This is a genomic window from Bacillus sp. J14TS2 (genome assembly GCF_018333015.1).
Classification (GTDB): Bacteria; Bacillota; Bacilli; order Bacillales; family Bacillaceae_C; genus Lederbergia.
This window is the reverse complement of sequence record NZ_BORE01000024.1, coordinates 1-26,005: the sequence shown is the minus strand read 5'-3', so window position 1 is coordinate 26,005 and position 26,005 is coordinate 1. Positions and strand designations below refer to the sequence as shown.

Sequence of the window (26,005 nt, the reverse complement as noted above, 5' to 3'; positions counted from 1 at the left end):
AGATTTTTTATGAAAAGCGCTGCAGATCTTGAGCAATTATTACAATCCTTAGACGGACAAAAATATAGTGCTTATAAACGAATCAAAGGAATATATAAGTATGACCAATATCAGCTTGCAGTTGACCATATTCAAGTCGATCCCTTTGCACCGCCATCTAAGATGCGCATTATGATGAATAGAGAAACGGCTGGAATTCCCGACGAATGGCTTGATTCAAAAAATAAAATGATTGCTGTTGCTGATTTTTTGACGAGAACGTTCTGGAATGGAATTCAACAGTGGAACAAAGCTGGTCAAGGAACAGGAAAGAGCGGAATGATCTTGATTGACCGTTGTGGCCAAGAAATGCTGGAACGCACATCTGTTTTAATTAAAGAGGATCGCTTGGAAGTTCGCCTTGAAATCGGCTTGCCAGCTGCTGGGAGACGGATTTTAGGGAAAGCGGCAATGCGAATTTTTAAGGAAATCCTTCCACGAATTGTCAAGCAAGCTCTGTTATATTGCAATGTGAATCAAGAAGCGATGATCAATCAAGTGATCTTGATGTTGGATCAAGTGTATATCCGTGAGCAGTTAGAACGAAGGAAGCTTGTTGCTTTTGTTGCAAACGGCTCTGTTTTACCACGAGAAAGCGGCGTTTCTGATAAGCCATTAAAGGGCGGTATTCCCTTTGTAACCCCGAAAAAATTTGAAATGCGAATCGAGCTGCCAAGTGGGCGAACCATTACTGGAATGGGGATTCCTGAGGGGATCACGCTGATTGTAGGCGGCGGTTATCATGGAAAATCTACGTTGCTGCAAGCACTGGAGCTTGGTGTATACCATCATATTGCCGGCGATGGCAGAGAAATGGTCATCACCCGTCAAGACGCAGTGAAGATTCGCGCTGAAGATGGCCGAAATATTGAAAAAGTGAATATTAGTCCCTTTATCAACAATCTTCCCGGCAAAAAGAACACCCGTCAGTTTTCTACGGAAAATGCTAGTGGAAGTACCTCTCAAGCAGCTAATGTGATGGAAGCATTGGAAGCCGAAGCCTCGCTGTTGTTGATTGATGAAGATACGTCTGCTACAAATTTTATGATCCGAGATGGGCGGATGCAGAAATTGATTGCACCAGATAAAGAGCCGATCACCCCATTTATAGATAAAGTAAAACCGCTGTTTGATGAGGTCGGTGTTTCTACTATCCTGATCATTGGTGGTTCAGGAGATTATTTTGATGTAGCCGATCATATCATCATGATGGATGAATATCAGTTGAAGGATGTGACCGATGCGGCTAAGACGATTGCCAGCACCGATGGCTATAAAAGAGAAAATATATGGAATCATAGCTTTGGGGATATTTCCGCCAGAATCCCTTTAAAAACTAGTTTTTCACGAACAGGGAAAGAAAATCGCTTAAAAGCAAAAGGAAGACATACGATTTTATACGGCAGGGAACAGATCGATCTATCCGGGCTAGAACAACTAATCGACGATAGCCAAACCAACTGTATTGCGGTCATGCTGGACTTTTTCAAAAAGGAACTACTCGATGAAAAACTCACTATCTCCGAAGCTGCTGACCGGATTTATACGCATATCAAACAATTTGGACTGGATTCCATCTCACCTTATACGGGTCATCCCGGAAACCTAGCCCTACCGCGGAAACTAGAATTCTGTGCGGCTCTTAATCGCTATCGGGGATTAAGAATAAAAGCTTAATTTAATATATAAATTACCCATGATTTCCCCAACAATCTTCTTATTCAGTTGGAGAAACATGGATAATTTTAGGTCTCATTCTGCTTGCTCTAAAGAACTAAGAATATCTTTCGATTTTCGAAATAAGGGAGGATTAGAGGGACTCTTATAGAAGTTATTAATAAACCTCCCATTAATGGATCGTCGTGTTGTCAACTCATAATAATATTTAAGTAATACAATTTGGGACCGTAGTAGTGTGAAAATAGCTAATGCTTCCGATGAAGCTCTATAAATTATTTGTTTTCATATTATAAATGTAAAGCGGTTACATACATAGGCTAAGAATTATCTGAGGGATAATGACAACGAATTTGCAATTGCTCGAGCTTGATGATGAACATACTGTATTACTGGATCTACACTCCAAATCGTTTTTTGTGATCGCTTACTAAAGCTAGGTAAGTGAAAACGACGATTACAATTTCACACCGCCTAGGACCAGCACAACTTGCCGATCAAATATTAGTTTTAAGTAAGAGGAAATCGATTGAACCAGGAACGCATCAACAATTAATGGATCTCAAAGGAAAATATTATAAGATGTTCACTTCACAGGCTCATTAGTGTCGGAATTCCTTTGCGGAAGGGAATGTAGAATATAGTGGTTAGTAAACTGTGGCAATTATCTCACAAAATGCTTCTCGTCAAAAAAGGAAGAACCTTATTCTCGATTTTGGCAATTGCTTTAGGTGTGGGTTTATTGTGTTCAATGTTTCAAATGCATCTGACATTCAATAACAGTTTGCAACAACGCCTCGAAGATGAATATGGTTCTGCGGATATAAGAATTAGTTCACCTCCCCCATTTGAAGTACAAGAATGGAGTGGATTAGATAATAAAATACTTGAGAATATACCTAGTATTGACCAAATCCAATCAGTGGGTCTAGCGTTAGAAGGAAAAATGGCAAGCGGAATTTTGTATGAAAATCAAAACGATGTAATCATTGATGATACCGATTTCCATTACGTTGGAGTCGATAATGAAAAGATTACAAAGGAATATTACAAGTTTGAGCAAGATTTATCTAACTATGAAGTCGCTTTATCTAAAAGCTTAGCTGACCGCTGGAATGTAGCAATATCAGATTCTATTAAAATCAACTTAATGAGTGGGCGCAGTGTCACTTGGAGAGTAGCTGAAATTATCCAGCCGACAGTAAATAAAGGGGAGCCCGTTGAAGATTGGGTAATCTTTCATTTACCATCATTACAAGAAATATTGGGGTTATCTGAAACGATCAATCCGATTCTAGTTGGGCTTGAACCAGGGGCAAATATACGCCAAACTTCGGATTCTTTAATAAGCCAGTTACCGGAAAACGTTCGTATTGACGCACTAAATGGACTAGAAGAAGAGGGAAACCAATACACCTTTTTCCGTATATATGGGTATATACTTAGTATCATTGCTTTCATTATAAGTATTACATTGGTCTACAGCATTATGCAAACAACGTACCGAGAACGGTTACAGGAATTGGCAGTTATCCGTGCAGTAGGAGGAAGTCCAGAACAACTAATGAAAATGGTCATTTATGAATGGGCTCTCATTGGTGCTATCGGATCATTTTTAGGCCTTGTACTCGCTCAATTATATAGTCGCTTTGGCATCCATTGGGTTGCTGCGAGTTTATTCAGTATGGAACTTTTCGTTGAGAATAGCCCAAGGGGAATCATTGGTATGTTAGTTACTGCTCTTTTCTCTTGGTTTGTGATAGTACTAACTTCTCTTGGCATTGTATGGAAAGTTGGAGCTACCGATCCAGTACAGAGTTTCCGTGAATCAGCGGGTAGTGCGGATGCACATAATAGTAAAGGTATATGGTGGATTATATTTGTTGTTACAGGTTTATTATTCTGGTTGATTAACTTTACCATATCAAAAAGTACTACGAATATGAGTTTAATGAATATGAAAGTGATGTTCAGTATGTTAGGTGGACTATTACTGATCATAGCCTTATTAAGTAGAACGATTTGGCTAGGTGTTTCCATACTGAAATTCATCACTTTGTTACCAGAATGGATGACAAGTCGTTCTCTTCGTCTTTCAGTCCATAGGTTGTTGGTAGAAAGATCCCAACTGATTCCAATCATATTAATGGCCCTCATTATGACTGTTTATATTCCTGTAGCTACATTGTTTCATTTTATGGATCAATCAGATTCTATTTCTGATGCAGAACAAATGAAAGCAGATTTCTTTATAAATGCACATCAAGAAATTTCATTTGACCCTAAGATGCCGTGGTATTTAAAGCATGAAATGGAAGAAATAGAATGGGTAGAGAAAGTTCTACCATTACCAATAACTCACTTTGCTAAGATCATTGATAATGATATAAATTTAACAAGTGAAGATCAATCATTGATCGCATATGGTGTGACAGATTTGACAGCATTGGCTGAATGGGATCTAGCTTCATTTCCAGATAATGTATTAGAGGATGCAGGTATTTTGCCACAATATATTGCGGATGAACTTGGAATAAAAATAGGTGATTCCCTACAAATAGTTGTTGACGGTCAGTCTGCTTCAGTTACCATTGTTGATATTACCGAAAAGTTGGAAACAATTCCTTCCCATAGCAAATTATTAATTGATGAAAGTCATTCTATCATTCAGCCTGCTGGCTTAGACGAGATTTTTGTTAAGATTAAGGATGGCTATGATGAACAAATGAAGCAAAGACTTAATCTTCTTCAACGAGTTTATCTCGAGATGAGATGGATACAAACAGGTGAAGCTGCAAGTACATTTGAAAATACACGTCAACAAGCCCTATCTATGCTACAGGGAATTACGATCCTCATATTAGTTAGTGGCATTGGCGGTATGCTAAATGCATTTAATGCAGGTATTCATGCAAGGAAGCGTGAGTATGCCGTATTGCGTTCCATATACTCATATACTTAACACCATTTCAAATGATGAAGTTGGTGGTCTGGCAAGGAGTTGTGTTGTCTATCATTTCTCTATTGCTAGGAACAATAGCGGCATCCATCCTTCTTTTTTCTGTTTATAACAGTTCGAGAGGATTTGATGAGGTATTAAACTATATCCCATTTAAAAATATAATCGTGCTGTATGTAACCCTGTTTGTATTGTCTGTATTATCAACGATACCTACGGCAGGGAAAATTGCAAAGATGAAGGTAATGGATGTATTTAAAACAGCTGGTTAATATATTTGATTTTATTTTAAAAGTGTATGAGATAGGGAGGTTTTTAGATTGACAGAAGCATTCTTAGAAATTAGTCATCTTTCCAAAACGTTTGAGCTAGGGAAGAATCGTGTTGTGGCGTTGCATTCCGTCGATTTCCAAGTTGAAAAAGGGGAGTTTGTCGCCATCATGGGCCAAGCGGATCTGGTAAATCGACACTAATGCATATCTTAGGAGGAATGGAACGTTCTACCGAAGGGGAAATCTATTTTGAAGGTAAAAATGTCAACCACTTACTATTCAATGAACCACACTCCACTCGATTTCGCAGAGAAAAAATGGGATTTATTTTTCAATCCTTTAATTTGTTATATGGGATCACGGCATGGGATAATGTTTCCCTTCCCCTTGTCCTTGCTGGTTTGAAAAAACAAGAAATTTTGCAACGGACCAAACAATTACTAGAGTTTGTTGGCCTATATGAGCGGCGGAAACATTTTCCCAGCCAGCTTTCGGGCGGGCAACAGCAAAGAGTAGCCATTGCCCGCGCTCTAATCCATCGTCCCGCACTACTCATAGCAGATGAGCCCACAGGGAACTTAGATTCGACTACGACAGAGGAAGTGTTACAGCTTTTCAAGCAAATGAGGGAGAGTTATGGGCAAACGATTTTGTTTGTTACGCACGAACCCACTGTAGCAGCACATGCGGATCGGATTATTTATATAAAAGATGGAAGCATTGAGCAGGAATGGCGTCAGCATGCCCAGTTCGAGGATGAACAGGAACGACTCAAATGTGTACTCGATCAGCTTGCAGTAAAATGAGAGCAGGAAAAACCAATAAGAACAAGATTGATGACCAATCTCTAGCGGCAATAACTTTATATTTGTAATCGCTTACTGAAACTAGGTAAGTGAAAACGACAATTACAATCACAGCTTGCAGATCATATATTGGTTGGAAACTGATTGACCAAGGATATAAGGAGTTAATAAATCGAAAGGGAGAATGGTATAACATGTTAACTTTACAGGCTCATTGGTATCAGAATTTCTCTAAAAAAGGGAACGTAGAATACAGTGGTTAGCAACGTATGGAGTCTGGCTCTTAAATTGATTTTAGTCAACAAAGGCAGAACCCTTTCTTCAATTTTAGCAATTGCTTTAGGCGTCGGCCTGCTCTGTTCCATGTTTCAGCTACATATTATGTTCAATCAAGACATAGATCAGCGGTTAGAGAATGAATATGGATCAGCCGATATCAGGATCAGCTCACCTCCTCCGACAAGTGAAAATGAATGGAGCGGATTGGATACCGACATTCTTGAAAAAGTAAATAGCTTTGATCAAATACAATCAGTAGGAAAAGCGCTGGAAGGAAAAATGGCGGGCAGGATTCTATATGAAAATCAAAGCGCTGTCATTGATGACACAACTTTCCATTATGTCGGTGTTGACAATGAAAAAGTGACAAAGGAATATTACAAATTCAAGCAAGACTTGTCGGACTATGAAGTGGCCTTATCGGAAAGTCTGGCCGCCCAGTGGAATGTTGCCGTATCCGATTCTATCGAAATTGATTTACTTGACGGGAACAGTGTTGTTTGGAAAGTGGTTGAGGTTTTGCAACCAGCGAAAAATAAAGAAGAATCAAGTGAAAATTGGATTTTCTTTCATTTGTCATCCTTGCAAGAAGTGCTGGGGCTGCCGGAAACGATGAATCCCATTTTGATTAAAATGAAACCGAAAGCCAATATCCCCTTCATAGGGGACGATTTAATAAGAGAGTTGCCAACGGAAGTGCGTGTAGAAGCATTGAATGGAATGGAGGAAGAAGAGAAACAATACGCCTTTTTTCGCATTTATGGCTATATACTGAGCATCATTGCTTTCTTGGCAAGTGTCATATTGGTATACAGTATGATGCAAACGACGTACCAGCAGCGCTTGAAAGAATTGGCTGTTATCCGTGCGGTCGGAGGAAGTACTGAACAACTTCTGAAAATAGTCATCTATGAATGGGCTTTGATCGCTGCGCTCGGTTCATTCCTGGGCTTTATTTTGACTTGGGGATTTAGTGGCCATGGAATCATATGGGTTTCTAGATTGTTGCATCTGGATTTAGCCACTGAAGCTGATTCTGCCGGCGGTATAGGGATGGCGGTCACCGCATTTGTATCCTGGCTTGTTATATTATTGGCTTCCCTTGGTGTAGTTAGAAAGGTGATCGATACCGATCCTGTACAGAGCTTTCGAGAATCAATGGATAGTACAGATGAGGGAAGTGGTAAAGCTGTATGGTGGGTGATTTTTGCTAGTGCCGGATTATTGTTATGGCTGGTTAACTTTCTTATACCGGAGGACACTCCTAGTATTCCGCTAATCAATATGAAAGCATTATCCAGTATGCTTGGCGGCCTATTACTGTGTATTGCTTTATTAAGTCGGACGGTTTGGCTGGGAATGGCCTTTTTGAGATTCATAACTCTATTGCCGGATTGGATGGCAAGTCGTTCACTAAAGTTATCAGCCCAAAGGATAATGGTGGAAAAATCACAGCTATCAACGGTCATCTTAATGGCGCTCGTGATCATGGTGTGTGTCCCTGTTGCCACTGTGTTTCTTTCTACTGGGCGTTCCGCTTCAGTGGATAAGGCAGAAAATCTGAACGCAGATTTTTTTGTGAAGGCACAACAAGGATTCTTCGTTACTTCTGCCCCGGAAATGCCGTGGTATTTAAAGGATGAAATGGAGGAATTAGAGGGGGTGGAGAAAGTTTTACCATTGCCAGTAACGGAATTTGCAAAGATGAATGAAAACACTAATCTTGATGGTTCAATAAGCGAAGAGCAAGATTCACTAAGCTATGTTGTGACAGATCTAAGCACCTTGACTGAATGGCACTTAGCTTCATTGCCAGATGATGCATTACAGGATGCTGGTGTTTTGTCAAAAAAATTTGCAGATGAACTGGGGATCGAGAGAGGGGATACGGTCTCGATCATTATCGATGATCAGCCCACTTCGGTAGTCATTACTGATATTACTGATAAGCTGGAAGTATTACCTCAACATCGAAGCTCCTTATTTATCGATGAAAGCCACCCAGCCGTTCAACCTGCAAATTTGTGGGAAATGTATATCAAGGTGAAGGATGGTGACGAGGATCAGGTCATGCAGTCCCATAATCTTTTGCAACGGGAATACCCAGAAATGAGATGGGGCCATCTAACGGAAGCGATTAGTAGTATAGATACTTCACGTCAACAAATCCTAATGCTGCTCCTGGGTGTGACGGGCATCATTATGATCTGTGGCACGGGCGGCGTATTGAATGCAATTAATGGGGGAATCCATGCGAGAAGACGCGAATATGCTGTATTGCGCTCCATTTTCTTGACACCCTTTCAAATGATAAAAATGATAGCCTGGCAGGGAGTTATCTTGGCTATCTTATCTATCCTGATGGGTAGCGCGACTGCAACTATACTACTTTTCTCAGTCTACAACCTTGCCAGTTATTTTAGAGTCATCTTTGCGCATATTCCCTTGGGGGGAGTTGGAATTCTTTATCTTGTCATATTTATATTGACCGTGTTGGCAACATTGCCAATGGCGGGCAAAATAGCTTCGATGAAAATAATGGATGTATTCAAGACTACTGGATAAATCAGCCCACTTGTTTAAAATCCAGCATAACAGAGGGAGGTTTTTCCATGTACGGAGTCTATGATCCAAGCCAATGAACGCAGCAGATGCTGCATTTCGGGTAGGGTACGAAAGCCCCTCGCAATTCAGCTGTGATTATGCTCATATGTGTGGCCTGCGCATCTTGAAGGAAAACTAGGAATGCTATAGCTGTGTAAAAGGGAGTACACATTGCTATAATGATGCATGTGTATTATCGGAACAATTTATATAGAGGTGAATAGTGATGAAAGCTATGGATTACTCAATCGGAGCATCTGATACCCTTTATGCAATAAAAGCATTTATGCCAAAGGATGAAGAGGCGATTACAATCGGAAAATTGGGTTGTTTTCATTTTTCTAAAGGCTATTATGTATATGTGGGAAGTGCAAAACGAAATATTCAAGCAAGAGTAAATAGGCATATCCAGATGGACAAAAAGAAACGCTGGCATATAGATTATTTACGTCCTTATTTACAGATAGTAGATATCCAAACCTACCCTGGTGATGAAGGAGAATGTAAACTTTTTCAGAGGTTATTGCAAGAAAACGCTGGCAGTATGCCGATAAAAGGCTTTGGTTCATCAGATTGTCGCTGTTTTTCGCATTTATTTTATCTATTTCCTGATGCATAAGCGAAAAAAGCGGCTCATTGGACAGCCGCTTTTTCTATACTTATTTGGGTTAAAAGACACTTTATTTCATATCCTAATTTTCCAGTTTATAGGTACCATCTTGATATACCTTATATAAACCTACAGTTCCAGTTCCTCCCTCTTCCTGCATAGATTTAGAGGTTAATTTTATCGTGTAGTATGACCCTGCTTTATCTTTCTTTAGATCTCCGCCCATATCACTAAAGGCGATATCATCATTGTTATCTAAATCCAATTCATGACTTAAATATTCTATCGCTGCAGCTCCATTAGAAATATTGGTTTGATCCGTAGCAGGGGTTAAATTCACATGGTCAACCTTTTGATCATCGCCAATTACAAAATGAAGCTCGTAATCGCCTGTTATATAAACATAATCTTTCTCATTTGTGTTAGGAACAGTTAAAATCTTGTCGGCACTGCCGATTTGTTCACTTAATACTGCAGGTGAGATGCCACCAAGATTTTGTTGACGCTCTACCTGTGTTCCAAAGTAACGAATTTCTGAAATCGTTCCGTTTGGATGATAGGCGAAGGCGTAACTAGCTTGCCCCATTGAGCCATGATAATGATCAAAAGGATCGTCGTTAGTTGCAGGTTCCTCAGGTAAGCCAATCTGATTATGGACATCCTGTTTTATACTTACATTGATTTGTAGTCCATCAACAAGCTTTGGCATTTCTCCCGAGTAGGCTTGATCATAAAGCTGATTTAGGGTCTCTATTGCCTGTTGATTCGTAGAAGCAACTGCTGTCTCAGATGTTGCATGAGCCGATTCAGCGAAAGCTGGTGCAGTGAATCCTAAGACTGAACCTGTCAGTAATGAGGCAGCAATCATTTTCGTTGTTGTCTTTTTTAATGCCATTGCTTATCCCTCCTATTTAATGTATTTCCCTTATAAAAAGAAATAAAACTTGAATGATTTATATTTTCAAGAAGACAATACTGGAAACCTTTTTGAAATCAATTTAGAGAGAATGAAGTATCTATGTTAAAATTTAAGAATAATGAACGCGATTACTTTCGGAGGGATTATGTATGAATGCTAAGCAGCTGGCTGGTGAAAAGGCAGTTGAATATGTCAAAGATGGAATGCTTGTAGGCCTTGGAACGGGTTCGACAGTTTATTGGTCTATTTTAAAGCTTGGTGAGTTAGTAAAAAAAGGCCTGAATATAAAAGGAGTTCCTACTTCTATACATACTGAAAAGCTCGCAATTGAACTAGGGATTCCATTAGTCAGTTTGTCTTCGATCCAGCAATTAGATGTAACGATAGATGGCGCTGATGAAGCTAATACAAAGTTTGAGCTTATAAAGGGTGGGGGAGGAGCTTTATTACGGGAAAAGTTGGTTGCTTCTATTTCACAACGATTGATTATCGTGATAGATGAAGCGAAATATGTTCCGAATTTAGGTGAATTTCCTTTACCTGTAGAAATTGTCCAATTTGGATGGGAAGTAACGTATAATCAAATACGTTCATTAGGATGTAACCCCACATTACGAATGGAAAATGATGTCCCCTTTATCTCGGATAATGGAAATTATCTAGTGGATTGTTTTTTTGAAAATATCCAAGATGCTCAAGGCCTGAATAATAGATTAAATATGATTCCTGGTGTAGTTGAGAATGGTCTTTTTGTTAATATGGCTGATACCCTTGTGATTGGTGGAAGTGATGGAAATGTAAAGACTTTGTTTAAATAAAACGAATCAAGTGGGGACTATTTATTAATTGATTAGGCCTCACTCGATCCTATCTTTATAATGGTTTAAAAATGGGGCATCATATTATCGCTGTACATGTAACTGGCTGTTTTTTTATTTATCATGATTATCTTCTATTTCTAGTAGAAGTGCCTTGACTTCTGATTCCACTAGTCCAGTACTTTTCACTATAGTAAAGTGGTCTAAGCCTTGTCTCAGTAATTGACGGGCAATTTCTAGTGTGGCTGCTTTCTTTCCTTGCTCAAGAGCAGTATCTGCTTGCTTTTCCGCTTTCAATCTCATTTCTCGCTCTTCACTTGTTTGTTTTTCTGCATTTTTAACTTTTTTATCTGCATCCATTACTTTTTTATCTGCATCTTTAACTTTCTTATCCGCATCCATTACTTTTTTATTTGCATCTTTTACTTTTTTATCCGCATCTTCAATCATTTGCTTAGCCTTTTGAACTTGTTCCATCTTCCGTTCCATATTACGTTGACGTGATTGTTCATCTAAGATTTGCTTGAGGCGGGCTTCATACTCTAGACTATGTTCTTCTGTGCGGCTCAACTCATTCCAGTTTTGCATGGCCTCATGTAATGTTTTATCACTCATTGCAATCTCCTCCAATTCTTGATAAATATCATCATTAAATTGATTTCTTTTTTTATCCACTGCTCCAAGTAATAATAGCCAGCGCGTTAAGAGATCGTCCCAAGGATTGAGCTGTTCTTTTTTCCAAGCATTGATTAATTTTGGAATCTCAACAAAATGGCATTCTACCAAGCCTGTTAATTGTCTCTTATAATAACGTTCAAACATCTGAAATATCGTATGATAAGCGGGGAGATCATAAAAAAGTTCAAAATTCATAATATTAATTGTAATTACTGAGTTTAATTCTTCGTAGTCTTGTGCTTTTTCTAAAGGCTTTTCATAAAGTCTCGCCCAATAGTACATTGTTCTTTTAATCATATTATATTCATTCGTAAATTGAATTTCTACATTTATCAATTCTTTATCCTCTGTCTCAATTAGCAGATCGAGCCTTGCCTGTTTATCGTTTTCATATTCTCTGCTAATCTCCACATTTTTAAAGGTCAGATTTTGAATGGGCTTCCTTCCCGCCTTAAGGAGAAAACCATTTAAAAAAACACGGGTGATTTCTTTATTTTTCTCATTGGCAAATAATTGTTTAAACGCATAATCGATTTTCAAATCCATTAATTCTGGCCCTGCAATGTGACTAAGCAATCTTCTTGTTCGCATTTTTCTTTTCTTGGATTTATCATATTTTCCTGAGTTTTCACTTACTTGAAGGGAGAAAACTTTTTGTTGAGGATAATTTTGGAGATGGTTCGTTTGCGGCATAGATAGCACATCCTTTATTTTTTTGAGGTTGGAAACAAAGCGGCCTATCTAAATACAGTATATCGAACGTTTATTCTTGTTGCAAGAAGATTTTAAGTGTAACATTTGATTTCGATTTTCCTGATGACTAGTTCAGCAAGGAAAAGTGGAACCCCTTGTTTATATTGATAAAAAATATTAGATGTCTTTTATTAGCAGGTTTAGTCAGCAATTCGCTACTAGTCAGAAGTTCCCTTGTTTAAAATAGGAATGAAAAGGTATAAAATGGCTACTAGAATGTAATCCAATTACAGGAGGTCAAGCTAGATGAAAATAAAACTGGAAGATGTCCTAGAGGCCATTGAATCGGCAAGTGATGAATTTGAGTATTACTGCAACACGGAAAGCGGAGAAATCATTATGTATGGCGATTCCATGCTTACCGGCATTGATCAGAGTGATTTCCTCGAGGAATTAGAGGCAGATGATGATAATAAATACATTGAACTTCCAAGCAAATTTGAAATAAATGACTATCACATAATGGAGACATTTATATGGAGTCTTCCAGAAGGAGAAGTCCGAGATGAATTGGAGGATGCTATCCGAGGTCGGGGAGCCTTTAGACGATTTAAAGATAAAATTTATTATTTTGCTTTAGAAGAACAATGGTTTTCCTATCGGGATAGTGAATATAAACGTATGGCGGTAAGATGGTGTGAAGATCATAATATAGAATACATTTAGAAGGATTTCACGGGATTGAAGTCCAGCTGTTTTGTTGCCAATTTGTAGACTGAAATATAATGTAAAGAATATGTTGAAAATGGTTCTGCTCATCAAATTGCTGATGTACAGAACCATTTTTTATTCTGCGATATTTCCCGCTGCAATGGAGAGTCGATTCCAGCTGTTGATTTGATTAATGAGCACGATTAGATCCAGATATTCTTTTTCTGAATAATAGTTACGAACACGCACATACAAATCATCTGGAACACGCTTTTCTGAAATGAGTGTAATATGCTCGGTTAATTCTAAAGCTACTTTTTCTGCATCTGAATAGAAATTGCATTCTTCCCACGTACTAACACAATATAAACGTTGTTCAGTTTCTCCGATTTTCCTTGCATCAGCTGTGTGCATATTAAGACAAAATGCACAACCATTTATTTGTGAAGCACGAATTTTTATCAGCTCCTGTAATTTCCTCTCAATGCCGCTTTTTTTCGTATACTTTTCCATCTCTCTCATGATCTTTACCGCATCAGGTACGAGTTCAAAATAATTCATTCTTTGTGTCATACTCCATTCCTCCTAAGTTAATTTAATGTCAACACATACTTATATTTACAACAGCAGATCCATGATAGTACTTAGCTTTTGAATAAATGATTAAAGGTCATAATAATTGTAGACAATATTAATCGTTGATTATTATTGTCCTTAATATAGTCTTATCTTTCGCTTTTGTCAAATGAATGTTGATAAAATATGTTAATATACAGATACATGTAGAAAGTGAGAATCGATTTTTTCATTTTTAGAAGTAGGTGAGAGAATGAAATATAGTGTCATGGTAGAGTATGGGCTACACAGTCTTGTTTATCTAATAGATGTACCGAGAGAAGAAAGTATCGGAATAAAAAAATTAGCAGAATTTCAGGATCTGTCAGAAACATATCTTTCAAAGGTATTTGGAAAATTAGCTAAAGAAGGTATCGTTCGTTCTGTGCCTGGTGTGAATGGAGGATATCGACTTAGTAAAAAACCTGAAGATATTTCGTTCTGGGATGTAGTAAAGGCGATAGAAGGAGAAAAACCGATATTTCAGTGTAAGAATATTAGAGAAAATTTTGCTTATCGACGAGATGAGAAGTGTGCTTCCTGCAGTACCAGTCCATCGAAATGTACTATTAATAGAGTGATGCTTGAAGCAGAACAACAGATGCGTGATTATTTAAAAAGTAAAACGATTGCTTGGCTAGACTCGGAATTAAAACAAACCCTGCCAAGTGAACATATCGAAGCAACAAAAGAATTCTTTAAATAAGCTTAAGAAGTGATGCAAATAGAATATCCATTATTAAGATGAAAACGACAATGAGAAGATCTGTCCAGATACATGGCTGATCTTCTCTTTTTTATGCGCAAACCATTAAGCAAACTGTTGACTTATAGTGGACTCTAAGGGGTATGCTAGCCTTATTGAACCGGCAATGCAAATTATAATATTGGAGGAATAAACAGTGGCAAAAAATGAAGAAGTTAAAGAGGGAATTATTTTTCCAGCTGGAGAAAAGAACGAGGCGTTCGCACAATATTTTGTAGGTCAAAGTTACTTAAATACGCTAGTTGCTGAACCTGACGTCAATGTAGGAGTGGGCAATGTTACTTTTGAACCCGGATGCCGCAATAATTGGCATATTCATCACGATGGGTATCAGATTTTATTAGTTACTGGCGGTGAAGGCTGGTATCAAGAAATTGGGAAAGCCCCACAATTATTAAAAGCTGGTGATGTGATTGTGACACATGATGGCGTGAAACACTGGCATGGCGCAACGAAAGATAGTTGGTTCGAACATATTGCCATCACTGCGGGCACGCCAGAATGGTTAGAGGCTGTAACATATGAGGAATATTCAAAATTAAAAAATGAATTATAGGGAGGAAGCAAGCGTGGTTAAACAAACGGCTGGACGTGATCAATTAGGGAATTTTGCTTCTAAATTTGCCGAGTTAAATGATGATGTTTTGTTCGGGGAAATTTGGTCTAGAGAAAAAGAATTATCCGCTCGTGATCGCAGCATGATTACCTGTTCGAGCTTACTAACACAAGGAGCTTTTCCTCAATTAGAAGCGCATATGAAGATGGCCAAGCAAAATGGTGTAACAAAAGAGGAGATGGTAGAACTGATTACACATTTAGCGTTTTATACAGGATGGCCCAAAGCGTGGTCTGCCTTTACTATCGCGAAGGAAATATTTAAAGATTAACTGGCTAATGAGCGAATGAAGAAACGGTTGAAACTCATTTAAAATAAGCAAAAGGAGAGAGAGAAATGAATAGACCTTACGTATTTTGTCACATGCAAGTTTCATTGGATGGTAAGATAATAGGAAACTATATGGGGACCCCTAAAGGGAAGGAAAGTGGCAAGCTGTTTTATAATCTTGCATTTGGAGAAAACCCGCATTATCAGCATCAAGGATGGTTATCTGGACGTACAACGACAGATGATAATTTTACCAAATATCAGATGCCGAACTTAGATGAGGAAGCGCTGATCGTTCCAGAAGGAGATTTTGTAGTAGATACAGATTTACCAAAATATTATATTTCCATTGACCCTTCTGGAAAGCTTGGATGGACAAGCAATACCTTAAATTATCAGAGTACACAGGCACATGTAATTGAGGTGCTGACCGAACAGGCAAGTAATGCGTATAAAGCACTGTTAAGAAAGTTAAATATTTCTTATATTATTGCAGGTAAAGCTGCACTCGATTATGGTGCGGCCATGCAAAAATTAAAGGAATTATTTAATATAGAAACACTCATGCTTGGAGGCGGTGGTGTTCTTAATTGGTCATTTATTCAAGAGGGTTTATGTGATGAAGTGAGTATTGTGATCTCTCCAACTGCGGACGGCTCTTCGACAGCTCCGTCACTTTTTGAAGCGAAAGAGGGATTGTCAGTGGACACCCCTGTTGGATTTGCATTAAAAGCTGTTGAAGCGAAAGATGACGGTAGTGTCTGGTTAAGGTATACAGTTAACAATAATTGACAGGATTTTAAAAGAAATAGGAACATTAAAGTTTCAAAATGTTAAGCATTGGAATCTTACGAAATAAAAGAAGCTAGGACGCGCCTTGGGTTCTAGCTTCTTTTATGCTTTTCTAATGCTTTATTGTATTGGGTGATTTTTCGATCTAATTCAGTAATCCCTTCTTGCAATTTTTCCAATTCTGTAAGAGCGGTCTGTTTTTGTTTTTTTAGCATTTCTAATCTTTCAAGAATTGTTTCGTCGCCTTGATTCCACCAAGCCATATATTGCTTTAAATCTTCTAAGGACATGCCAGTTCTCTTAAGATGTAGGAAAAAATCGACCCAATCTTTATTTAGATCATCATATATACGGTTTTGATTGTTGTCTCTTTTCACTTTTAGAAGACCTATTTTTTCATAAAACCTTAAGGTATAGGGGGTTAAACCAGTTATTTTGGAAAACTCTTTAATTGTATAATGCAAAAGATCACCTCCTTGTACTTTTTTATCCTGCATTAACGGGCAGTAATACTCCCACTGATTGAAGTTGCAGTTTATTTTTTCCTATTCTGAGACCAGTATAAGGTTCACAATAACGATTCTGATCATATATTACTATATCTTATCATTGGTGGTGTACATGTATGGTTAAGGTTAGTTTGTGTATGATTGTAAAAAATGAAGAAGAGGTGTTACGCCAGTGTTTAGAGAGTGTAGCACCTATTTGTGATGAAGTTATTATTGTTGATACTGGTTCTACAGATCGTACAAAGGAAATTGCTAAGGAATTTACAGAGCAGGTCATTGATTTTAAATGGGTGGATGACTTTTCAGCGGCAAGAAATTTTGCGTTTAGTCAAGCATGTGGTGATTATATTCTTTGGCTTGATGCGGACGATATATTGACAGAGGAAAACCAACAGAAATTAAGACAAGTAATAGCAGATTTGGACGAATCGGTGGATGCTGTTTCGATGCTCTATCAAATTGCCTTTGATGAATATGATAATCCAACATTCAGTTATCGCAGGAATAGGCTAGTCAAACGCTCAAGGGATTTTCAATGGATTGGTCCTGTTCATGAATATTTAGAAGTATATGGAAATATTATTTCAGCCGATGTTGCGGTCAGACATCGAAAATCCGATAAATCAACAGATTCTGTGCCGAAAGATCGCAACCTGAAAATATATGAAAAGCGTTTAAAACAAGGAGAGGAATTTAGTCCACGTGACTTGTTTTACTATGCCAATGAACTAAAGGATCATCGTCAATTTCAAAAGGCTACCATTTATTATCGAGAGTTCCTCGCCACCAAAAAGGGGTGGGTAGAGGATGAAATTCGAGCTTGCATTAATATGGCTTCCTGTTATAGAAGCCTAGATAACCTGGAAAAAGAGATTGAGGCACTGGTCATGTCTATTATTTATGACGTTCCACGACCAGAAGTATCTTGCCGAATCGGCGATCTATACAAAGAGAAGAATATGTTTGCAAAAGCAATTATTTGGTATCGATTAGCCATAGAGGTAGATGTTAGTGATAGCCAAGGTTTTTATCAGGAGAGTTATGCTACTTGGTATCCTCACTTGCAGTTATGTGTTTGCTATTGGCAAATCGGTGACCAAGATCGGGCAATTGAACATAACAGTATGGCAAAGCAATATCGGCCAAATGATACCCAAGTCCAATATAATGAGAAGTTTTTCAAAGAGTACGCGAAGAATAAACAGTAAGCTTAGGACTTTTCATGAGTGTAGAAAAGGTCCTGCTTATTATGTGTTTCTCACTTTAGCCTATCAAAGATGATAGGCTAAGTGTATTTCAGTATCCAAAAAGGGTGTGAAAGTGATGAGAAAGGTTTTGTATATTGGGTGGATTGGCTATCGCAATTTGGGGGATGATCTTTTATGGCATACTTTCCGGGAGTTGTCTGCAAAATATCTATCGTCTGATCAGATTACCGTGGTACCTTCTTTTCCAGCCGTCAATATCCGTGATTTAGCGCCATATGATACGGTTGTTTTAGGTGGAGGTTCTTTAATTACGCCAAGCTATAGTGCTATTTTGTACAAGGCAATGAAGATGGGAAAAAAGATTATGATATGGGGAAGTGGTATCGATCGGATACCAGAAAAACAACTTTATCAGCTGCAAAATAATGAAAGAGTGAACTCTATCTTGCGCTTTCAAGGTAGAGAAAGAGAGATGCTGAGAGAAGTGTTTCAGGGTGCGGATTTTGCAGGTGTTAGAGGCCCGTTAAGCAAAAGAGTGGTTGAAACATTAACAGGGGAGCAGGGGATTTCAGTGATTGGTGATCCCGGTCTGTTGCTAGAAGTGGAAAAAACATCGACAAATGATAAGCCAACGATTGGGATTAACTGGGGAACGACCAACAATCAGTTATATGGAGGCAATGAGAAATTGCTGGAGGATCAGATTGCAACTGCCGCACAACAGTTAATAGATCAAGGGTATGATATTTTTATATATGCGGTATGGAACCAAGATTTCTCCGCCTGCCAGCGCTTAGAAAAAAAAATTACCCGTGAGAAATCTGTTGTATTTGAAAGAAGGCTGTACACAGAGCAAGAACTGATGAGCAAGCTGTCAGGATGTCAGCTAACGGTTAATTTTAAGCTTCATCCGAATATACTGTCCTTTGCTGCAGGTACGCCGGCTATTGCCTTAGGTTATCGTTTTAAAGTCTTTGATCTATATGCCTCATTAGCTTTAGAAGATTTGGTTCTTTCTACTAGCGATAAAGACGTTACCCCCAAAATAATAGAAGTAGTTTCGGGAGTGAATCGTACTCGAAAACAGATTATGGCGACCTATCATGCCAAACAGAAATTGTATCAAGCAAAGATAGAGTCTCCATTTGTTGATTCAATGTTTTGATCATATGTAAACAAAAGAAGTTTGGGATAAAAACTGAATCCCCACCTGAAGGGGCGATACGTCAAAGCAGTTGAAGTGGGAATTTCGTTTTCTATGCCTTGCCTATAATTCTTCAATAATATTCAACAATTCATGCGCTCGATTTTCATAGGTATGATGGGATAAGAGATGGCGATATCCTGCAGAAGCAATTATCTGTGCTTCTTCTAAGTGGTTTAAATAGTAGTCTGCTTTTTCTAATAGGTCCTGATGATTTTCGAAGAGTACAAGGTGTTTACCATCTGTAAAGATCTCTTCCATTTTCGGTACATAGTCACTCAGAACAAGGGAACCGCATCCTACCCCTTCAAAAAGCCGCATATTAAGACTTTTAATATGATCCGCCGTGTGATTGAGCACGATTTTGCTGTTACTGTAAGTCGTAGCTAATTGATCTAAGAAAACACGTTTATGAAAAGACATTTGGTAGTTTGTTTTGAATTGTTCTTTTAATAGGCGGATAGCCTTCTGGCGTTGTTGATAATAAAGTGAGTCTAATGTAGCAACCGAAGAAATATCTGTAGAACGATTGAGTAAAGGCTTATTACTGTTAAAGATCTCATTTGCCATGGCAAATGGAAAGAAGTGAACAGGTATAGAAAAGTGCTTGGCTAAGTGTAAGGAATGGGCCATAAGGATTAGATCTGGCTGATATTGTGTCATTAACCTCATATTAGTGACCAAGCGATTTTCGCCATGATGAATCCAAAGAATTTTTGGAATCGTAACCTGAGTGATATTTTGCACATGTATTGGTGGTCTAGCAGGGCTTTCTACAAATAGAACAGCTATATAACTAGTGAGGTCAATTTTATTAAAATCAATGACTTGTTCATATACATCTACTGTCAATCCAATTGCGCGCAGTCCATCTTCTAGATATCGACCTGGCGTGAAATTGGTTTTGCCATAGCACATAAGAATTTTATACTTTTTCACTTTGTCGATACATTCCTTTCTCAATAAAGTGAGACATCCACCAGTGTGGTTTTTCCCCTGCTGGTGGCTAGTGCATCTTTAGCATGGTGTTACCATCCGTGATCGTAAGGACGATTAGCACCTTGATAAAATTGCAGTCTCCTTATTGTATGAGTTGTTTGACAAAGTGAATGTTTATCTGTCTTTAGGTAGACGAACTGTTTGCTAAAATAGTCTCAACTTCCTTTAAGAAATCCTTTGCTCGTTGTTTGGTGGAATGGCGTTTTTGCGATAATCGCATGCCATTTTGTGCAATGGTTTGTCTTTCTTCTTCATGCTCCAAATAATAATAAGCCTTTTCCTCAAAGTTCTGTTCGTCAATGGATACAAAATGTACACCAGGAACAAAGCCTAAATCACCTAATTCTTTTGAGTAGGGAGCTAAAAGTAGTGTATTGCAAGCAGTAATTTCAAAGTATTTCATTAAAGGATACTTGAAAACAGAGTCACAGGTGAGGCTGATTTTGGCACGGTTTAATTCTTTTGCATACCGGGCACCCACATAAGTATTTTTTTCCTGTTCCTTTATATGCCGATAACCAGGATGGGGGAGATAGGTGAATTCTGGCCGTTTTGCTAGCCGTTTCTGCATCAGCACTCTTAATGGATAGTAATCTTCTAATAAAGAGCCTGTCATTAATAAATCGATATTTTTATCAAGTTGGTAATCATAATAAAGGTCTGTTTGTGCATGGTGCGGAAGCCAGTGCATCTGTGCAGAGAATTCGGGGTACCATTTCAGAAATTTATCGCGATAATAAGTAAAAATATGTTTAACCTCTTCTTTTTCAAGCATTGCCTTTCGATAAGGCTTTTGATAATGAAGGTCATGAAGACCCACTGCGAAGGGGATTTTTACGTCTTTTAATCCTTTGATAATCGGAGAACCATTTTCGAAATAATCATTGATATAGATAAAATCTGGTTTCTCCTCAAGGCTTGCCACGATTTCATTAATGTCACCAGATCTGTGTGATACATACAAATCGGTCAGCATACTAAGCTCCTGTATAAAATAGTAAGAAGCAGGAACTGTATATTGGCGATCATTACGAGTTACAAATAATATCTTTAATTTATTCATTGCCACGCTTCCTTACCTTTAAAGATAGAGCCCCTGTTCAAAGGGTTTTGTCAGTTTCTTTTGATACATTTGTTGATATTGTTGCATGCTGTTGATGATACTCTGTTTGTTGGTAGTGATTTGTTGTTCGAGAGAAAGAATTTTACCGGAGAGTTGAGTATCATCGGTTGCGATCACCATATCACTTAAATCAATTGAGGCGGCAAAGTCAAATATTTTAAAGCGATAGCCCAGTGCGATAAATGGAACTTGTGCAGCAAGGGACAAATAATTGGCATGTAATTTAAAGTTAATCGTGAAAGCAAAACGATCCATTAAATTCATTAATTCATCCTGATGATATACTTTTTCATCAAGTATAATGGCTTGCTGATTAGTTAATTTCTGGCACAGACGTTTGGTTACATCAAGATCTGCATGCCATACTAAATAAAAATAAATCTTATATCCTTTGGCAATCAATTGATTTAAGGCAGAGGTTAATCGATTCTCAAGTGTGATTTCATCATGTCCATAAATATTTTGATAAGAGGTTCCCCAATTCACACCAATCAGTTTATTTGTCTGCTCAGTAGTAGACTTTTTCTCTAATAGAAAAGCTGGATCACCACTTATTTCAACAGGAGCATCTATCCCACAATGCCGGAGTATTTGCTGTGTGAACGGACCTCTTACGCCAGTCCAAACACTTTCCTTAAAAACAGTCTGTGCTTTTTGTTTCAGTTCAGGTGATGCATGCCAGGAAATTGGGGCATCAGGTGCAATATATGATTTAGGTGCCCAATCAATACCAGACCCCCAAATCATGACTTTTTTATTTAATTGTATAGCTTTATATAAGGTTTCGATAATATAGGGCTGAATCAGTTGATCTGGTCCACTAATAATAGAGCCGCCACCAAGGACAATTAAATCATAGACATGTAAAGGAGCATTGTCGAGATAGCGTTTTTCATTATTCACAAGATCGAGTTTATAGTCTTCCCCTAGCTTGGAGAATTGTTGTTTGAATAGGTCAAACATAAGTTCATCACCTAGATTGTGATAACCTATCCAACCAATATATAATACATGTTTCAAGTGATAACCTCCTGACATTATCTATTTCTGTCCCTTAAGTTTATTTAAGCAAGCTTTTTTATATTCAAGAGCTTTATCGCTTCCTACGCCTGTTAAGATCAGATAATTAGGGTGGTGATCTCCCAATTCTAAGCATTTATTAAAGCTGTGTAAGGCTTTAGAATAATCACCCTGTTCAAATAACATACAACCTTTATAGAAATGTAAGTCGACATAATCAGGATATAGTAGGAGCGCTTTCTCAATTCCAGCTACTGCTTGTTCAAGGGTATTTGTGCGTAGCAAGATATCATATTTTAATTTGTACAGAAGGGCTGGCGGTTTTTTAGACGCTAATAAAAATTGTAACAAGGACTTGTTGACGAACTCTAAGGCCCGTTGATACTCCTCCTCACGATAATATTCACTAGCTAAATGGTATTCGATCCAAGGGCTATGGTCTTTTTTATGATATTCCTTCATTAATAAGTGTTTATTGCGATCAGCTTTATTTTTGCGTTTAGTTACTTCCGTAATATAACCATAATGGTAGATTGGTGTATCAAGATATTCGATAAAGCCGAGACTTGGAATATCTAATGTTTCATGGATTCGGTGGACAAAATGGATACCTTGATGGTTACGGAAGAGACGCGGCTGGTAATATAGGTGAGCTTGACCTTCGGATTTTTCTACTGTGTCACCACTATAATTGATAATAGGTAAGGAGAGCGCTATCGCTTTTGTTCTTTGCACTGTTTGTTGGATTTCTTCAATCTTACTATGGTCCAATTGTTCATCTGCATCTAGCCATAGAATCCAGTCTGTGGTGGCTTTTTGCAAGCTGAAATTTCTTGCATTTGCAAAATGGTCGTCCCAACTATAATAAAAAATTTGTGCTTGAAATTTTTTGGCGATATCGTTGGTTCGATCTGTTGAACCAGTATCGACTATAATAATCTCATCGATTAATGTATCAACGCTTTCCAAGCACTGGTTTAAGAATTTTTCTTCGTTTTTAACAATCATACATAAACTAATAGTGGGAATCTGTCTCATTTGATTCGCTCTCCTTCCTACAAATCTTGAGTAACCCACGGTAGACCAGGGGGAGATTGATTAACCACAGGGATAATTGGATAATGACTTACTAAATGACTTAGAATGGTTAGACATTGTTGCTTTACTTGATCTGATTGAAAGGAGTGATTTGAAAAAACGTTTTTGGTATTTAACAACTGATGTCCTAATTCTTCCACAACCATATCTATAGAGGAAGCTTCCTCTTTTAAAGTAAAAAAGGGTTCTAATAGGTTTTCTCTTGCTATAACATGGTGATGCAGCTTCTCTAATATAAGTAGGGAGCTTAGCAATTGCTTCTCTGCTTGCCGTCTTTCTTTTTCTGTAATAGAATCTTTTGTTAATTTTAGTAAACAGCATGATAGGAAATGTAAGAAGGCTTGCATATATGCTAGATATTCAGTTTCACTCTTCATGAAATCTTGGTTGATCGTCATGTCATGTTTGCACACCTTACATTTCCCCCTTAGTGGGTATTTATTTTTTTTCACGATGATGATTATGATCTTTACAGTCATGATGATTATCTTCAGGTCGGAGCGGATCATAAAAATTGTGACAATCTGCTTTTTTAGGTTTATGTTTTGACTTTTCACAGGTACATTCACAACGATCATCTAGGTCAGCTACATCTTCTAACTTGAATTGAAGAAGCATTTGCGATTTGACAATTGTACGAAGTGTTTGATTGACACTGTGATTTAGTAGTAAGTAATCGTCTAGGCAATGATCATGATTTTTCAAGAAGGCTTGCAGTTTTTCTCCTTCTGCATTCAAAATATGAGATAATCCAATCTCTTCAAGTGCGATAGATGATAATAATAATTCGATTGTCTCACAGCGAGTTAATGATACGATCGGTGTAATGTCAGGGATGGTTGGCATTGACATGTTTCTTCCTCCTAGCTTTATAACAGCGTGAACCAATCCGTAAGACCCTTTCCCTATTGCGATTCTCGGGATCAACGGACGCTGAATATCCTGATACATTTCGCTAACCATCAGCGAAATTTCATTGATGAAAGTGTTACTTTATCAACACACTAATTTAAATTTTAAACAAAGTAAAAGTAGGCTTTTCTGCATATGATTCATCTTACTCACTTTTCTTGTATTTAGTGAACGGTTTTAGGTTAAAACTTTTAAGGACATGAGCTAATGAGTTCAATGATATTCTTTAGTTTGGTTTGTAGTAATAATTCTTTCTTCAGAATAACTTCAAGCGTGGACTGGACATTGTCATTAATGGCTAGTAAGTCATCTAATTCTGAAATGATATCTGGTGAGGTTGTTAAAGTCCCTAATACATATTGAACTTTTTCTCCTTCGGCGTTAATTATATGGGCTAAGCCTAACTCTTCAAAGGCGATTGAGGCTAGCAATAGGTTAATTACATCATCTCTGTTAATTGAAATCTCAGGTGTAATATTGGGGATATTTGCTTGTGACAAGTGGATTTCCTCATTTCTTCATAGATTTGTTAGTGCGGTACTATTGTATGTAAGGGCTAGGCGGGCTGTTCCTTATTTGAGGTCTATTTAGAGGCAATTTATGTATAAAAAGAATTGCTAGGTTAATCGAAAAAATGCAATAATAAAATGCGTTTATACAGTTAGAAAGCATATAAACAGACTGGAGCAAAAAGTATGCTCCAGTCTAAAGTGTTATGCAATTTGATTAATGGACCAATAAATACCTTGCTGGTCACTACCACCTAAGTCTAAACCGATGGTTAAACCATTAGCTACATAGAATAGACCAATTTGGTCCCCGGCAGTAAGCTCGACTTCTCTTGCGAGCGTTACAGTTCCGTTACCTAATACTGCTCTTAAGGTAAGGAGTAGGGCAACGTTTACGTTCAATATAGGGAATAAGCCGGTTACCAATGTTGCAGGATCTGGCGTAATCCGTTGAACTTCAAAAGCTGGGTTTATTCCCGCACCAAGACTAATGGTAAGTGCGGCTGTTGTTTGATAGTTTATTGTTGCACTAATGGAATAACGGCCTGTTTCAGGCGCTGTGTATATTCCGTCTAATGCGGCAAAGTTAGGGCTAGGGTAAGAGCCAGGTGTTATCGTAGACCAGCTGACTATTTGTTCTGATCCAGCTACAGTCATTGTTGCTTGAGTGGCAGAAAATCCGTTTTCTGCAAAAGCAGGCCCAGTAGCACCAGTGGCTCCGGTCGGTCCGGTAGCGCCAGTCGGTCCCGTGGCTCCGGTCGGCCCAGTGGCCCCGGTCGGTCCCGTGGCTCCGGTCGGTCCGGTAGCGCCAGTCGGTCCCGTGGCTCCGGTCGGTCCGGTAGCGCCAGTCGGTCCCGTGGCTCCGGTCGGTCCAGTAGCGCCGGTCGGCCCAGTGGCTCCAGTCGGCCCAGTAGCTCCCGCAAGTCCAGTGGCACCAGTCGGTCCGGTAGCTCCCGCAAGTCCAGTGGCACCAGTCGGTCCGGTAGCGCCAGTCGGCCCAGTAGCGCCGGTTGGTCCAGTGGCTCCGATCGGCCCAGTGGCTCCGGTCAGTCCAGTGGCTCCGGTCGGCCCAGTAGCGCCAGTCGGTCCAGGATCACCAGTCGGTCCAGTAGCGCCAGTCGGTCCGGTGGCTCCCGCAAGTCCAGTGGCACCAGTCGGTCCGGTAGCGCCAGTCGGCCCAGTAGCGCCGGTTGGTCCAGTGGCTCCGGTCGGTCCAGTAGCGCCGGTGGGCCCAGTGGCACCAGTCGGTCCAGTGGCACCAGTCGGTCCAGTAGCGCCGGTCGGTCCAGTGGCTCCGGT

Annotated in this window: 26 protein-coding genes and 2 pseudogenes; 16 read left to right on the top strand and 12 right to left on the bottom strand. The window is 38.8% G+C overall.

Features of this window, described 5'->3' with window-relative positions; translation table 11 throughout:
- Positions 1–9: 9 nt before the first annotated feature.
- The 8 genes and pseudogenes from KI375_RS24815 (at position 10) to KI375_RS24785 (ending at position 9,255) form a co-directional block, all read left to right on the top strand.
- A complete protein-coding gene (locus KI375_RS24815) occupies positions 10–1,716 on the top strand; it encodes an ABC-ATPase domain-containing protein (protein WP_212976059.1) in 1,707 nt (568 codons plus the stop codon).
- 643 nt (positions 1,717–2,359) lie between these two features.
- Positions 2,360–4,678, top strand: a complete 2,319-nt coding sequence (locus tag KI375_RS24810; RefSeq protein WP_212976058.1) for an ABC transporter permease — start codon at positions 2,360–2,362, stop codon at positions 4,676–4,678.
- 44 nt (positions 4,679–4,722) lie between these two features.
- Positions 4,723–4,947 (top strand): hypothetical protein, encoded by a 225-nt coding sequence (locus KI375_RS24805; protein WP_212976057.1) that lies wholly within the window; start codon positions 4,723–4,725, stop codon positions 4,945–4,947.
- 48 nt (positions 4,948–4,995) lie between these two features.
- The gene (locus tag KI375_RS24800; RefSeq protein ID WP_212976056.1) at positions 4,996–5,148 is read left to right on the top strand and encodes a hypothetical protein; all 153 of its coding nucleotides are present in this window, start codon (positions 4,996–4,998) and stop codon (positions 5,146–5,148) included.
- A gap of 17 nt (positions 5,149–5,165) precedes the next feature.
- The gene (locus KI375_RS24795) at positions 5,166–5,753 is read left to right on the top strand and encodes an ABC transporter ATP-binding protein (protein WP_244853051.1); all 588 of its coding nucleotides are present in this window, start codon (positions 5,166–5,168) and stop codon (positions 5,751–5,753) included.
- Positions 5,754–6,041: 288 nt separating this feature from the next.
- A complete protein-coding gene (locus KI375_RS24790) occupies positions 6,042–8,597 on the top strand; it encodes an ABC transporter permease (protein ID WP_212976054.1) in 2,556 nt (851 codons plus the stop codon).
- Between the two features lie 64 nt (positions 8,598–8,661).
- Positions 8,662–8,775, top strand: a pseudogene (locus KI375_RS27590) (AraC family transcriptional regulator); the annotation flags it as partial.
- 87 nt (positions 8,776–8,862) lie between these two features.
- Positions 8,863–9,255 (top strand): GIY-YIG nuclease family protein, encoded by a 393-nt coding sequence (locus tag KI375_RS24785; RefSeq protein ID WP_244853049.1) that lies wholly within the window; start codon positions 8,863–8,865, stop codon positions 9,253–9,255.
- A gap of 322 nt (positions 9,256–9,577) precedes the next feature.
- Here KI375_RS24785 and KI375_RS24780 read toward each other — a convergent pair.
- Positions 9,578–10,141: pseudogene (locus tag KI375_RS24780) on the bottom strand (YjgB family protein); the annotation flags it as partial.
- 173 nt (positions 10,142–10,314) lie between these two features.
- On the opposite strand from KI375_RS24780, the gene rpiA reads away from it, so the two are divergent.
- Entirely contained in the window at positions 10,315–10,983 is a 669-nt protein-coding gene (gene rpiA / locus KI375_RS24775) for a ribose-5-phosphate isomerase RpiA (RefSeq protein WP_212976053.1), read from the top strand.
- 114 nt (positions 10,984–11,097) lie between these two features.
- Here the strand turns inward: rpiA and KI375_RS24770 are convergent, their stop codons facing one another.
- Positions 11,098–12,354, bottom strand: a complete 1,257-nt coding sequence (locus tag KI375_RS24770; protein WP_212976052.1) for an Rpn family recombination-promoting nuclease/putative transposase — start codon at positions 12,352–12,354, stop codon at positions 11,098–11,100.
- A 306-nt stretch (positions 12,355–12,660) separates the two neighbouring features.
- On the opposite strand from KI375_RS24770, the gene KI375_RS24765 reads away from it, so the two are divergent.
- Complete coding sequence (locus KI375_RS24765; protein ID WP_212976051.1) at positions 12,661–13,080, top strand: UPF0158 family protein; 420 nt, start codon at positions 12,661–12,663, stop codon at positions 13,078–13,080.
- Between the two features lie 120 nt (positions 13,081–13,200).
- Here KI375_RS24765 and KI375_RS24760 read toward each other — a convergent pair whose 3' ends face one another.
- Positions 13,201–13,638, bottom strand: coding sequence for a carboxymuconolactone decarboxylase family protein (locus tag KI375_RS24760; protein ID WP_212976050.1), 438 nt, complete (start codon positions 13,636–13,638; stop codon positions 13,201–13,203).
- A 256-nt stretch (positions 13,639–13,894) separates the two neighbouring features.
- Between KI375_RS24760 and KI375_RS24755 the strand changes: the two genes are divergently transcribed.
- The 4 genes from KI375_RS24755 (at position 13,895) to KI375_RS24740 (ending at position 16,124) form a co-directional block, all read left to right on the top strand.
- Entirely contained in the window at positions 13,895–14,386 is a 492-nt protein-coding gene (locus KI375_RS24755; RefSeq protein WP_212976049.1) for an Rrf2 family transcriptional regulator, read from the top strand.
- 196 nt (positions 14,387–14,582) lie between these two features.
- On the top strand, positions 14,583–15,002 hold the full coding sequence (locus KI375_RS24750; RefSeq protein WP_212976048.1) for a cupin domain-containing protein: 420 nt from the start codon (positions 14,583–14,585) through the stop codon (positions 15,000–15,002).
- The gene (locus KI375_RS24745; protein WP_212976047.1) at positions 14,992–15,333 is read left to right on the top strand and encodes a carboxymuconolactone decarboxylase family protein; all 342 of its coding nucleotides are present in this window, start codon (positions 14,992–14,994) and stop codon (positions 15,331–15,333) included. Before KI375_RS24750 ends, KI375_RS24745 begins: the two co-directional genes overlap by 11 nt.
- A gap of 65 nt (positions 15,334–15,398) precedes the next feature.
- Positions 15,399–16,124, top strand: a complete 726-nt coding sequence (locus KI375_RS24740) for a RibD family protein (RefSeq protein ID WP_212976046.1) — start codon at positions 15,399–15,401, stop codon at positions 16,122–16,124.
- Positions 16,125–16,216: 92 nt separating this feature from the next.
- Here KI375_RS24740 and KI375_RS24735 read toward each other — a convergent pair whose 3' ends face one another.
- A complete protein-coding gene (locus KI375_RS24735) occupies positions 16,217–16,621 on the bottom strand; it encodes a MerR family transcriptional regulator (protein ID WP_212976045.1) in 405 nt (134 codons plus the stop codon).
- Between the two features lie 128 nt (positions 16,622–16,749).
- On the opposite strand from KI375_RS24735, the gene KI375_RS24730 reads away from it, so the two are divergent.
- Together KI375_RS24730 and KI375_RS24725 are read left to right on the top strand one after the other, a co-directional pair.
- Entirely contained in the window at positions 16,750–17,841 is a 1,092-nt protein-coding gene (locus KI375_RS24730; RefSeq protein WP_212976044.1) for a glycosyltransferase, read from the top strand.
- 115 nt (positions 17,842–17,956) lie between these two features.
- On the top strand, positions 17,957–19,006 hold the full coding sequence (locus KI375_RS24725; protein ID WP_212976043.1) for a polysaccharide pyruvyl transferase family protein: 1,050 nt from the start codon (positions 17,957–17,959) through the stop codon (positions 19,004–19,006).
- Between the two features lie 102 nt (positions 19,007–19,108).
- Here KI375_RS24725 and KI375_RS24720 read toward each other — a convergent pair whose 3' ends face one another.
- The 8 genes from KI375_RS24720 to KI375_RS24685 form a co-directional block, all read right to left on the bottom strand.
- Entirely contained in the window at positions 19,109–20,008 is a 900-nt protein-coding gene (locus KI375_RS24720) for a glycosyltransferase family protein (protein WP_244853046.1), read from the bottom strand.
- Between the two features lie 160 nt (positions 20,009–20,168).
- A complete protein-coding gene (locus tag KI375_RS24715) occupies positions 20,169–21,107 on the bottom strand; it encodes a glycosyltransferase (RefSeq protein WP_212976042.1) in 939 nt (312 codons plus the stop codon).
- Positions 21,108–21,125: 18 nt separating this feature from the next.
- Positions 21,126–22,187: a polysaccharide pyruvyl transferase family protein gene (locus tag KI375_RS24710; RefSeq protein ID WP_212976041.1), complete on the bottom strand. Its 1,062-nt coding sequence runs from the start codon at positions 22,185–22,187 to the stop codon at positions 21,126–21,128.
- Between the two features lie 21 nt (positions 22,188–22,208).
- Complete coding sequence (locus KI375_RS24705) at positions 22,209–23,225, bottom strand: glycosyltransferase family 2 protein (RefSeq protein ID WP_244853044.1); 1,017 nt, start codon at positions 23,223–23,225, stop codon at positions 22,209–22,211.
- A gap of 17 nt (positions 23,226–23,242) precedes the next feature.
- Positions 23,243–23,698: a hypothetical protein gene (locus KI375_RS24700; protein ID WP_212976040.1), complete on the bottom strand. Its 456-nt coding sequence runs from the start codon at positions 23,696–23,698 to the stop codon at positions 23,243–23,245.
- Positions 23,699–23,723: 25 nt separating this feature from the next.
- Positions 23,724–24,137, bottom strand: a complete 414-nt coding sequence (locus KI375_RS24695) for an alpha-helical endospore appendage domain-containing protein (RefSeq protein ID WP_244853042.1) — start codon at positions 24,135–24,137, stop codon at positions 23,724–23,726.
- 251 nt (positions 24,138–24,388) lie between these two features.
- Positions 24,389–24,697, bottom strand: coding sequence for a 30S ribosomal protein S6 (locus KI375_RS24690; protein WP_212976039.1), 309 nt, complete (start codon positions 24,695–24,697; stop codon positions 24,389–24,391).
- Between the two features lie 213 nt (positions 24,698–24,910).
- On the bottom strand, positions 24,911–26,005 hold a 1,095-nt coding region (locus KI375_RS24685; RefSeq protein WP_483861605.1), incomplete at its 5' end, for a collagen-like domain-containing protein.